At 41.1% G+C, this 11,861-nt stretch carries 12 protein-coding genes; 9 read left to right on the top strand and 3 right to left on the bottom strand.

Annotated elements, in window-relative coordinates; genetic code table 11:
* Nucleotides 1–125: 125 nt before the first annotated feature.
* Nucleotides 126–1,373 (bottom strand): MGDG synthase family glycosyltransferase, encoded by a 1,248-nt coding sequence (locus NST12_RS11545; protein ID WP_341030019.1) that lies wholly within the window; start codon nucleotides 1,371–1,373, stop codon nucleotides 126–128.
* A 424-nt stretch (nucleotides 1,374–1,797) separates the two neighbouring features.
* Between NST12_RS11545 and NST12_RS11540 the strand changes: the two genes are divergently transcribed.
* The 7 genes from NST12_RS11540 (at nucleotide 1,798) to yajC (ending at nucleotide 8,333) form a co-directional block, all read left to right on the top strand.
* Nucleotides 1,798–3,186, top strand: coding sequence for an MFS transporter (locus NST12_RS11540; protein ID WP_174521033.1), 1,389 nt, complete (start codon nucleotides 1,798–1,800; stop codon nucleotides 3,184–3,186).
* 421 nt (nucleotides 3,187–3,607) lie between these two features.
* Nucleotides 3,608–4,219, top strand: coding sequence for a Holliday junction branch migration protein RuvA (gene ruvA / locus NST12_RS11535; protein ID WP_003355495.1), 612 nt, complete (start codon nucleotides 3,608–3,610; stop codon nucleotides 4,217–4,219).
* A 147-nt stretch (nucleotides 4,220–4,366) separates the two neighbouring features.
* A complete protein-coding gene (gene ruvB / locus NST12_RS11530) occupies nucleotides 4,367–5,368 on the top strand; it encodes a Holliday junction branch migration DNA helicase RuvB (protein ID WP_341030017.1) in 1,002 nt (333 codons plus the stop codon).
* On the top strand, nucleotides 5,365–5,577 hold the full coding sequence (locus tag NST12_RS11525) for a DUF2905 domain-containing protein (protein ID WP_003355492.1): 213 nt from the start codon (nucleotides 5,365–5,367) through the stop codon (nucleotides 5,575–5,577). Before ruvB ends, NST12_RS11525 begins: the two co-directional genes overlap by 4 nt.
* 173 nt (nucleotides 5,578–5,750) lie before the next feature.
* On the top strand, nucleotides 5,751–6,779 hold the full coding sequence (gene queA / locus NST12_RS11520; protein WP_048623750.1) for a tRNA preQ1(34) S-adenosylmethionine ribosyltransferase-isomerase QueA: 1,029 nt from the start codon (nucleotides 5,751–5,753) through the stop codon (nucleotides 6,777–6,779).
* 50 nt (nucleotides 6,780–6,829) lie between these two features.
* Nucleotides 6,830–7,969, top strand: a complete 1,140-nt coding sequence (gene tgt / locus NST12_RS11515) for a tRNA guanosine(34) transglycosylase Tgt (protein ID WP_341101290.1) — start codon at nucleotides 6,830–6,832, stop codon at nucleotides 7,967–7,969.
* Nucleotides 7,970–8,033: 64 nt separating this feature from the next.
* Complete coding sequence (yajC, locus tag NST12_RS11510; protein WP_040341803.1) at nucleotides 8,034–8,333, top strand: preprotein translocase subunit YajC; 300 nt, start codon at nucleotides 8,034–8,036, stop codon at nucleotides 8,331–8,333.
* An 81-nt stretch (nucleotides 8,334–8,414) separates the two neighbouring features.
* Here the strand turns inward: yajC and NST12_RS11505 are convergent, their stop codons facing one another.
* Entirely contained in the window at nucleotides 8,415–8,798 is a 384-nt protein-coding gene (locus tag NST12_RS11505; RefSeq protein WP_341030016.1) for a TIGR04086 family membrane protein, read from the bottom strand.
* Between the two features lie 172 nt (nucleotides 8,799–8,970).
* Between NST12_RS11505 and NST12_RS11500 the strand changes: the two genes are divergently transcribed.
* Nucleotides 8,971–9,651: a DUF421 domain-containing protein gene (locus NST12_RS11500; RefSeq protein ID WP_341030015.1), complete on the top strand. Its 681-nt coding sequence runs from the start codon at nucleotides 8,971–8,973 to the stop codon at nucleotides 9,649–9,651.
* 155 nt (nucleotides 9,652–9,806) lie between these two features.
* Here the strand turns inward: NST12_RS11500 and spoVB are convergent, their stop codons facing one another.
* Nucleotides 9,807–11,351 (bottom strand): stage V sporulation protein B, encoded by a 1,545-nt coding sequence (gene spoVB, locus NST12_RS11495; protein WP_341101287.1) that lies wholly within the window; start codon nucleotides 11,349–11,351, stop codon nucleotides 9,807–9,809.
* A 109-nt stretch (nucleotides 11,352–11,460) separates the two neighbouring features.
* Here spoVB and NST12_RS11490 point away from each other — a divergent pair, with 109 nt between their 5' ends.
* Nucleotides 11,461–11,778, top strand: a complete 318-nt coding sequence (locus NST12_RS11490) for a post-transcriptional regulator (protein WP_003355485.1) — start codon at nucleotides 11,461–11,463, stop codon at nucleotides 11,776–11,778.
* Nucleotides 11,779–11,861 lie beyond the last annotated feature (83 nt).

Genomic DNA, 11,861 nt, shown 5'->3' with positions numbered 1-11,861 from the left:
TATAACAAGTATTCGTTTCTCGTAGTGATTTGTTTGTCAAATATATTGGTAGGCGGGTGACAGCGGTCCCCTAAAAAGATCGTTCTGTCAACTAGCCATCCGTTAAACCGATGTCCGGTTGAAGTTTATTTAAAAGAAAGACCGGCTGCAACTTCCATTTGCTGATCTTTCACTTCTAAAACAAATTGTAAAATATCTTCTGCTGCATGCGGATTGATGAATTTTCTTTGGCTATCGATAATATGATTGAGTTTTTCTCCATCATTTTTAAGCAATTCGGTCATTGTCTGTTTGATATCGTCTGTCTTATTGCACACTACTCCCAAATTTGATTTTTCGGCAAAGTAGGGGTTGTCCTCTTCTTGGCCGGGCAACGCACCGGTTATAATCATCGGCGTATTGGAAGCAATGGCTTCAAACATGACGTTAGGACTCCCTCTTGTAAAGACGATATCAGAGGCAAACATCAGTTCATGGATATTTTTCGTGAAACCGTATATCTCTACTTTATCTCCATATTGTGGAAAAAGGGATTGCTCTAACTTTGCTTTCAGCTTCGCATTTCTCCCTGCCACAATTTTGACGGTGCAATCAAAATGATCGAGCAAAATTTCCGCAATCTTCTTCATATTGCCTACACCTTCGCCGCCGCTCATAATCAAGCATTTTAAAGGGGCGCCTTTTTGATAACGGACCTTTCTATTGGTGTTGTTTCTGAAAAACCTGGAACGAACCGGAAATCCTAAAATTTTTATATTCTCCGCTGGAATGCCGTATTCCATACACTTATCCGCCGCTTCCACGGTCGGGCTGATGATATAATCAGCTCGAATATCTGCCCATAACGGGCTAATGTTGACAAGATCAGCTATCAGTGTAATGAATGGGATTTTAATATTTTGTTTCTCTAAAATATTTAAAATCGAGCCGTTAAAATTAGGGTGCACCGACAAAATCAAATCGGGTTTTACTTCATCCAGCAAATGCAGAAAGTTATTTTTGATTAATCCTTCTATAAAATAGTTGATTAACGTTGGGTTATCAGCTGATATGTTATATACCATCTTCCATAAATTTTCGGCTTTTCTCGTGATCGGTCCATATAGTTTGCCGATCGACAGCAGAGTTTGTCCGCCAAGCGAAAAGCCATCCACAACGTGTATGTTGATGTCATGGTCCCTTCCAATTTTTTCGCATAAAGATTCTGTAATGCTTTTATGCCCATGACCTGTATGATCAGAGGAAATGATCAGCACTTTTACGCCCATTTTACCAAGCCTTTCTTCACATTGTATAATATAATCATACCAATAAATGATAGGGAGAATACTAAAATTTTCTTCCATTTTGATCAAGCAAAAAAAAGAAAACACTTTTGAATTCCTGAAGGTAGTATTGTACTACTCAAAAATAAAAACGGAGTTCTTTCTGTGTTTTCACTAAAAAAGACTTCCAAAATAGAAATATGTTCTTGCTCCAAATAGTATGTAAAGAAAAAATAGACGGCTGTCTTGCATTCATCCCTGTTTAACCAATAAAAAAGCAGGATGAACCTTAGTCATGATCTTTTGTTTGAAATGATCTGTAGATATAATATCATATTGATGAAATGCCAAAGAAGTTTTTTTGCAAACTGCACTTCCATTGGCTGGACGAATCTGAAAGGAAATGCATGTTGACAATAGCTGCCGCATCTTGCTGCATAAGAAATCTTGTATTATAGAAATCCAATTCGTGTTGACGATCTTAAAGCAAACCATATCATCAAATTTTTAGACAAAGGAGCTTTCATTATATTTGAAACGTACGAAATGGAGAATCATCTATACGATCTTTGTTTTTATTGCCCTTGCGGCATTTGACAATATCATCATTGGATTATTTCCTCCGCTGTTTCGCTATATAGCAAAAGATTTACATGTGGAAGTTGCGAAATTAGGAGTTGTTTCAGCTGTTAACATTTTAGTTACAGCGGTTTCCTCCGTTTATTGGGGGTATCTTTCCGGAAAATATAAACGTAAGAGACTGATTATGATTGGGACCTTTATTTGGGTCATATCTGTATTTTTAACGGCCTTTAGCCAAAGTTACGGGCAGCTTTTACTGTTTCAAATCATAACAGGAATCGGTTTAGGCTGTATTGCTTCTATTGGTTTCAGTGTTTTAACGGATTATATCCCCTATCAAAAGCGGGGGATGGTGTTAAGCCTTTGGGGCATGGCACAAGGCTTAGGCGGTATTTTAGGGTCTCTGATGGCTTCTTTAACGGCCATTAATACGAGTTGGAGATGGCCTTTTGAAATCGTTGGGTTGATCGGTTTTTTTCTCATTATTCTTTACGTTTTTGTAGAAGAACCGTCCAGAGGCCAGTCAGATCCTGAGTTGAAAGATTTGATGAGAAATGGACAATCTTACAACTACATAATAGAGGCCAAGCATCTTCCCGCTATTCTTCTAAAAGGCAGCAACGTGTTTTTGTTTTTGCAGGCATTTTTTATGAATATTGCAACGGGTAGCCTCATTTGGATTCCAACTTTATATATTTATAAAATTCAGCAGCAAGGGTACAGTTTGGAAACAGCCATGATTGCATCAGGTTATCTTTATGCGATTTTTCAAATCGGCGGGATGACTTCCGCTTATTTCGGCCATCTTGGTGATCAGTTGCAAAAGAAAACGTTTAAAGGAAGAGCTTTATTAACGGCTGTTTTCGTATTTCTGACGATGCCTCTTTATATACTCATGTTTTTCATTCCGTTGGATCATCTGTCATTGCCGAATGATCATAATGCTTTATCGGTTTTAGGCGGTTTAATCACACAAATATTCACAAATCCATGGATTGCTTTATTGTTTGCTTTATCGCTTTTGGCATCTGCTGCTCAATCTGCCAACACGCCAAACTGGCTGGCGCTGATAACAGATGTGAATCTTCCTGAGCACAGGGGGACAGCATTTAGCGTCGCTAATCTTTTCAATAGTTTAGGCAGAACTGTCGGTAACGTAGGAGTTGGAATTGTGCTTGGCATCGTTTCTACTTCTTATCATGAACCATATAGCTATATGATCACGTTGTCACTGCTGCAGCTGTTCCTTGTTCCGTCTGCATTCAGTTATATTTTAATGGCCAATCAAAATGTATCTGACATCAAACGAGTGAAAAAAATCTTGAAAGAAAGATCGTAGCGGCTGCATTGTCTAAAGTCGGCAAATGATACGGAAAGATAAGGGTTCCGTATGGCGAAAGCAGGATCGCCACTTTTCTTTTAAAAAAATAAATTCCGTCGGTTTCTTGGTTTCGTTTTCGATTGGTCTGTTTTTTGTTTTCTATTTTTTCTGTTAGAATAAGAACAGATGTTTTGTTAAAGGAGATGAAGGATGAAATCTACTTCGGCTTCCATCATTGCCGATTAGTTGCCGCAACGGCTGTTATAAAAGTTGCACGGCCTTGTTTCGGCCGTTTTGACAACATAGAAGGATAGGAGTGAATGCTGCGCTTCTTTTCTTTTTTGTTCCTGACAGTCCCATTCATTCTCTCCCGTTTTTTTTTCGCTTCACAAATCAAGATGTGGTACAATCATGGTTAGCATAAAAGGAGAGAGTTGGTTTGTTTGAATATATTAAAGGTGTTATTGAATATGTAAGTCCTGAATATATCGTCGTCGATCATCAAGGAATAGGCTATCAAATCATGATGCCGAATCCATTTGTGTTTTCAAAAGAGCTGGGACGCGAGAAAAAAGTGTACATACACATGCATGTACGGGAAGATTTGCTTGCTTTGTACGGTTTTGAGTCAGCCGAAGAAAAAAAGTTATTTCAAAAATTATTAAATGTCTCAGGTATCGGTCCAAAAGGAGCTTTGGCCATTTTGGCTTCGGGAGCCCCTCAACAAGTGATCGCCGCCATTGAAAACGAGGATGAAAAATTTTTGACGAAATTTCCTGGCGTTGGCAAGAAAACGGCAAGACAAATGATTTTAGACTTAAAAGGCAAATTGCAAGATGTCGTTCCCGATTACTTTCCTAATTTATTTTCCTCCTCATCACCTGAATCTCCTGCTGAATTTTCTCCTGAATGGGAGGAAGCCGCTCTTGCGTTGGAGGCGCTTGGGTATTCCCGCAACGAAATTCAAAAAGCGGCTCATGTGTTGAAAGGAAAAGCCCTTTCAACGGATGAATATATAAAGAAAGCTTTACAAGTACTGTTGAAAATATAGAGTGACACTTCCAGCCGTGGGATGGAAGCAATCGGGCATATGGGGAAGCCTTCCCTTAAAAAGGGTGTCTTCTGTGCTGCAGTCCCAAGGAAGGGGAAGGGACGTATTGCCCGTTAATATGGGATATAAGGAGGGAGGAGATGAACGGTGGAGGAAAGGATTGTGTCGGGTGAAGCAGATTGGCAAGAAGCTGCAATGGAACCGAGTCTGCGCCCGCAAACACTGAAGCAGTATATTGGTCAAGACAAAGTAAAGAGAAATTTGGAAATTTTTATTGAAGCCGCTCGAATGAGACAGGAAACTTTGGATCATGTGCTTTTGTATGGCCCGCCGGGATTGGGAAAAACCACGCTGGCTCAAGTAATCGCTAATGAAATGGGTGTCCGTCTGCGGTCGACTTCAGGACCGGCGATTGAGCGTCCGGGTGATTTGGCGGCTATTTTGACATCGCTTGAGCCCGGAGATGTTTTGTTTATTGATGAGATTCATCGTCTTCCAAGGGCCATTGAAGAGGTGCTTTATCCTGCCATGGAAGATTTTTGCTTAGATATCGTCATCGGCAAAGGTCCGAGTTCTCGTTCTGTCCGGCTTGATGTACCTCCTTTTACGCTTATCGGAGCGACGACGAGAGCTGGATCGCTTTCAGCTCCTTTGCGGGATCGATTTGGGGTCTTAAGCCGGCTTGAATATTATAATCAAGAGCAGTTGAAAGAAATCGTTTTGCGGACCGCCGATATTTTCCATACGGAAATTGAAGAGAGAGGGGCGATGGAAATCGCCAGACGCTCGCGGGGGACGCCGCGAATAGCGAATCGCCTGCTAAAGCGAGTTCGCGACTATGCACAAGTTCGCGGAAATGGATTGATTACGTACGATATTGCCGCTGAGGCGCTTGAGTTGCTGCAGGTGGATCAAATGGGGCTGGATCACATTGACCATAAGCTGCTTTTAACCATCATTGAAAAATTTCGCGGCGGCCCTGTTGGTTTGGATACAATTGCGGCAAGCATCGGCGAAGAACCGGGTACAATAGAAGAAGTATATGAGCCGTATTTATTGCAAATAGGTTTTTTACAACGGACGCCTAGGGGAAGAATGGTTACGGAACTTGTTTATCACCACTTTCAAATGGAGGTTCCTAAAGAATGAGCGGTTTAGGAAAAACATTGATGATTGTTGGAGGCATTGTTTTTTTGGTCGGTTTTCTCATGCAGTTTATCAAAATTGGGAGACTGCCGGGAGATATTCTCATAAAAAAAGGGAATATGACCTTCTATTTTCCCATTGCTACGTCCATACTGTTAAGCGTCCTGTTGTCCGCGATCTTCTATTTTTTGTCGCGTTTTAACCGGCCGTAGCATCTTCATTCAAGGCTTATGGTCGTTTGGAATACCCAATCATTTTGCCAATCGCAGGCGGCCTGCCTCGATTTGGCAAAAGATGTTCTTCCAATCCTGCATATAGGATGGGAAACGTTTAGAAACAAGAATTTTTCTGCTTAGAAAAGATTGAATTGAAAAGGTGACATCGAATGAATGTAGAAGATTTTGATTTTGAATTACCAGAAGAATTAATAGCCCAAACTCCTTTAAAAAATCGTTCAGAAAGCCGGCTGATGGTGTTGGATAAGGAAACGGGTGAAATCAAGCATGATATTTTCAAAAATTTATTGCACCATCTGAATCCCGGTGATTGTTTAGTATTGAATGATTCAAAAGTTCTTCCGGCTCGATTGTATGGAGTAAAGAAGGATACGGGTGCTCATATAGAAATTCTGCTTTTAAAACAATTGGAGGGGGATCGCTGGGAAACGTTGGCGAAGCCGGCCAAAAGGTTAAAAGAAGGAAGCCAAATCATTTTCGGAGATGGTCAATTGACAGCGGAGTGCGTTGGGAAGCTCGATCATGGCGGCAGAGTGATCGAATTTCATTATGACGGCATTTTTTACGAAATTCTTGATCAGCTTGGAGAAATGCCGTTGCCCCCTTATATAAAAGAAAAGCTTGAAGATCAAGACCGTTATCAAACCGTGTACGCAAAAGAACGCGGGTCGGCTGCCGCACCGACAGCTGGACTTCATTTTACGGAGGAACTTCTTAAGGAGATTGAATCTGCAGGAGTTCATCTGGCTTTTCTTACTCTGCATGTAGGTCTTGGAACGTTCCGTCCTGTGTCGGTAGATAGGGTGGAAGATCATGATATGCATGCCGAGTTCTATCAAGTGTCTAAAGAAACGGCGGATTTAATTGAAAAAGTTCGTAGAGAAGGCGGGAAAATTTATAGTGTTGGAACTACTTCAACTCGAACGCTCGAAACGATTGCCAGGGATCACGACGGAAAAATTGTTCCCGCTAGCGGTTGGACGGATATTTTTATTTATCCGGGATTTCAATTTCGCGCGATCGACGGGTTGATTACGAATTTCCATCTTCCTAAATCGACGCTGATTATGCTTGTGAGCGCCTTGGCAGGGAGAGAAAACATCCTGAATGCCTATGAAACCGCCGTGCGGGAAAAATATCGTTTCTTTAGTTTTGGAGATGCGATGTTTATAAAATAAATTGATTTGGCAGACAAAGTTAGCATCAAAAGAGGAAGGAGCATGGAACATTGCCAGCCATCAAGTATGAATTATTGAAAACTTGTAAGCAGACGGGTGCAAGGCTTGGTAGAGTGACGACGCCGCATGGAAGTTTTGAAACGCCCATGTTTATGCCCGTTGGAACGTTAGCGACAGTGAAAACCATGTCCCCGGAAGAATTAAAAGAGATGGGGGCTAAGATTATTCTAAGCAATACGTATCATCTTTGGTTAAGGCCCGGCCATGATATTATCCAAGAAGCGGGCGGCCTTCATTCCTTTATGAATTGGGATGGAGCGATTTTAACCGATTCTGGCGGTTTTCAAGTATTCAGCTTGAGCAAACTTCGTCGCATTGAGGAAGAAGGAGTGTATTTCCTCAATCATTTAAATGGGGAAAAACTGTTTTTATCTCCTGAAAAAGCGATGGAAATTCAAAACGCTCTTGGATCAGACATTATGATGGCATTTGATGAATGCCCTCCTTATCCGGCTGAGTTCGATTATATGAAAAAGTCGATAGAAAGGACTTCGCGATGGGCTGAGCGCTGCCTGAAAGCTCATAAAAGACCGGATGACCAAGGGTTGTTTGGGATTGTGCAAGGGGGAGAGTATAAAGAACTTCGTCGGCAAAGTGCCAATGATTTAGTGTCTCTTGATTTTCCGGGCTATGCGATCGGTGGACTGTCGGTGGGAGAACCGAAAGAGGTCATGAATGAAATGCTGGAATTCACGACGCCGCTTTTGCCGGCTGATAAACCACGCTATTTAATGGGAGTAGGGTCGCCGGATTCTTTAATTGATGGCGCCATTCGGGGAATTGATATGTTCGATTGTGTACTTCCAACGCGAATTGCCAGAAACGGTACGCTGATGACGAGCCAAGGTCGGCTTGTGGTGAAAAATGCAAAATACGCTCGCGATTTTCGGCCGATTGATGAGCAATGTGATTGCTATACGTGCAGAAACTATTCGAGGGCGTATATCCGTCATTTAATTCATACGAATGAAACATTGGGAATTAGGTTGACGACTTACCACAATCTTTATTTTCTGTTAAAATTAATGGAGAAAATCAGACAAGCTATCCGGGAAGACCGGCTTGGTGATTTTAGAGAAGAGTTTTTTGAACAGTACGGTTTTAATCGTCCTGATGCCAAAAACTTTTAAAAAGGAACGTAAGCTTGAACCTCAAGCTTTAAGTGTTTATTGTACTTAGAAAGGGGTGAATGGATTGGGTAGTTTAGGAACATTTTTGCCTTTAATTATCATGTTCGTTCTGTTTTACTTCTTGCTTATCCGTCCTCAGCAAAAACGGCAAAAGCAAGTCATGAATATGCAGAACAGCTTGGAAAAAGGAGATAAGATCGTTACGATTGGCGGTCTTCATGGCATCGTCGATTCGCTGGATGAAAATACGATTGTCATTCGATGCGGAGATGGCAGCCGTTTGACATACGACCGGTCAGCGGTTCGTGATGTGATTGAAAAAGCCAAAAGTTCTTCGACGAACTCGTCTTCAACAAACTCGTAATAAAAAAAGAAGCAATTTGGTCATTCGAATTGCTTCTTTTTTATGGATAGATTAAAGCGCAAAACAGAGGTCAGAAACTTGCTAAGACTCTTTCGTTTTCCCGCCGGAAAGATTGACGCCCAATACGCTTCCTAGCATGGCGGTGGCGATATAGCAAAGATGGAAGATGAGTTGCTTTAAAGAAAAGATGGAGTCGTATCCGAGAAACTGATATAGAAAAATAATGGAACTATAAATGATTCCTGTAATCGCTCCAAGAAGCAATCCTTTTTCCTTTCCTTTTCCTCCTGTGATATATCCCCCGATGAATAGGCTAAAAAAAGAGATAATGGTGACAAGCAAATGAATAGATTGTTCGGTTAATTGCGAAAAACGTAAAATGGTTGCAAATATAAGACTGCTTACCACCGCCATGATCAGGATAGCGATGACCCCGTATAAAACTGCACTAATTTGCCTTTGCATAAAACGGCTTCTCCTCCCGCCTTGAAATTTAAATTTTCCCAGTACAAGCTTATGCACTTCTTTTTTGGAATAGAAGCATCATTTTAAATTCTAAATTCCAGCTTCTTCCTTAAATCTTTGATCCTTGTTCACACATACTAAAAAGGTGAACGACATCCAGGGAGGGAATTTCGTGACTTATTGGTTGATCGGAATTAGAACGATTTTTCTTTATATCGCCATATTAGTTATTTTTCGGTTAATGGGGAAACGTGAAATAGGAGAATTGAGTATTTTAGACTTGGTAGTATTTATCATGATCGGGGAAATGGCGGTTATCGCGATAGAGAAACCGAATGCGCCGATCATGTACACATTGTTCCCTATGTTGATTATTATGGTCGTTCAAATTTTATCTTCTTATATTTCATTGAAAAGCGCGCGCTTTCGCAAAATGATGGATGGACAACCGGCGATTATTATCAACAAAGGAAAAATTGACGAAAGAGTGATGAAAAAAAATCGATATAATTTTGATGACTTAATGGTCCAACTTAGAGAAAAAAATGTCAGCAATATTGCCGATGTAGAGTTTGCTATTTTGGAGCCTTCTGGAAGCCTATCCGTATTAAAAAAAGACAACAAAAAAAGAGAGGAAAATTCTTTTACACTTCCTCTTATTTTAGACGGTGTCATACAAGAGGAAAATTTAAAAATGATCCATAAAACTCCTTTTTGGCTGAAAAGGGAGCTGCGTGAAAGAGGCTTAAAAAAAATCAAAGACATTTCTTTTTGCAGCTATCAGGACGGAGAATTTTATATTGATATCAGCGATCCTCCACCTAAAAAAGATGGAAATCATCAACGAGATTGAATGGTTTGTTTGTACGGGCAACACTAGAAACAGTTCTTGCTTGTCGTTTTCACCATTCAATCGGATCCATTGACCATTAGAGCAACAGGTGGGTTAATGATTTGCTGTATTGGTTGGTAAGCCATTGCTGAATAGTGAGAACCGATCATAACGTTTTATACCCATCTTTTTACAAAAGGGATTTTTAGCAGATCTCTTTTTTTAATTAGACCGGCCGCTCCGGAACAAATGATGTAGAGGACGGAAGTGAAAGTGGCTCCCGCCAAAAAACGAATGAATGGACTTTCCGTGGTGAGTACATATTGATCTGCCAGTTTGGAGAATATAATGACAACCACGACGACAAATATAAAATGAAGATAATCTCTTACATAAATCGTTAAAGATAATTTTTTAACGGCTGTCATTAGATGAAGCAACGTCACTAACATGGTTCCCGTCACAATCCCAAGTGCCGCTCCGTAAATGCCGAATGAAGGCTGGGAGGCGAGTACGAAAATAACGGCCAATTTTACAAAAGAGCCGATAAAGCTGTTGATCATCGCTGCATCCGCAAGATTCAGCGCCTGCAGAACCGCCTGAAGAGGTCCTTGATAATACTGGAAAAGAAAGAAAGGAGCCATCAATTGAATAAACACTGCCCCTTTATTTGATCCATACATTAGCTGCATCAATGGTTCGGCATACAAATAAAGAATAATGACAGCCAGTCCTCCGGTGACTAGACAAAATCGCAAAGCTTCTTGAACTTGGTATTCCAAAAGCCGATAGTTTTTATGGGCATTGGCCTCGCTGATCGCCGGTACTAATGAAGTAGATAAAGAAGTGGTAATAAAAGAAGGCAGCAGTAATAGCGGCAACGCAAAGCCCGTTAACATCCCGTATTGCTGCGTGGCCACACCGGAGGCGATTCCAGCGATGGCCAGACTGCGGGAAACGACAATCGGTTCTAAAAACCACGACAAGGAGCCGATCAGTCTACTGCCCATCGTCGGAATACCCACAATCATTAATTCTTTAAAAACATCTCCCCCTGAAAAAATGGTTTTCAAAAAATGGTTTCGCACGCGGAATCTCTTTTTCATTTTAAACATGGTAAACAGATATAACAGGGATCCAAGTTCGCCGAGCACGGAGGCGATCATCGCTCCTGCGGCCGCAAACTCAACGCCGTATGGTAGGAAGGCTTTTGTCATAACGGCGATGAGAGCGATCCTAATCGCCTGCTCCAATACTTGTGATATTGCGGATGGTTTCATATTTTGCCTACCTTGAAAATAGCCCCTTAAAACCGAGGAGACGGCAACGACAGGGATAACGGGAGCGATGGCCAGAAGCGGATAGAAAGTCCGTTCATCTGTAAACAAAGTTTTGGAGATAAAAGGCGCACATAACAGCAATCCCGGTGTAAAGACGAGCGAGAGAGAAATCGTGACTCCAAGTGAGACGACAAGGATTTTCTTGATCCTCCGAAAATCGCCTCTTGCTTCAGCTTCCGCCACACTTTTGGAGATAGCCACAGGAAGCCCCATTTGCGTCAATGTAACCGCTAGTATAAAAGTTGGGTAGGCCATCATGTATAATCCGACTCCCTCTTCGCCGATGGACCGAGCGATCACAATTCTATTGATAAACCCTAAGATTCTGGTCACAAAGGTCGCTATTAATAATATGAGTGTTCCTCTAAGAAACTTCGACATTTTCCTCCCTGCCTTCTCAACTGTACCGTTATCTTTTACAATGATATATATGCAAACAAATGGACAAAGCATGACAAGATGTTCATTTATCGGAAAAGGCGGGATGAAAATGAAAAAAAATCATCACCCATATCAGCGGTTTTATCATCGATTAACACCAGCTCTTGTCAGCAAGGTGGAAGAATTTCGGCTGTTAGGCTATGAGTCGGTTCAACTGGATTCATTATGGAATTATTTCATCAAGAAAAAATGGAAGAATGCCCAACAAGATGTTCGGATCTATCAATTAGTAAGCGATATTATTGCACTGAAACCTGGAGATTTTATGAATTATGCAACGGTGGAAGCGTATCGTTCCTCTCCTTTGTTGACAGATCAAAATCGAGAAGAAATCCAATACCTTTTTCATCCACAAAAAGAACGATGATAAATTGACAGCTTCTTTTTTCTGCTTCATAATAAATACGTTGAGCGATTCTGGTGCCTTATTCGCCAGAATTTTTTTGTATC

The sequence above is a fragment of the Bacillus sp. FSL W8-1127 genome, assembly GCF_038006725.1.
Classification (GTDB): Bacteria; Bacillota; Bacilli; order Bacillales; family DSM-4216; genus Bacillus_O; species Bacillus_O smithii.
The sequence above is the reverse complement of the archived record's forward strand: the minus strand, read 5'-3'. Positions and strand labels throughout refer to the sequence as shown.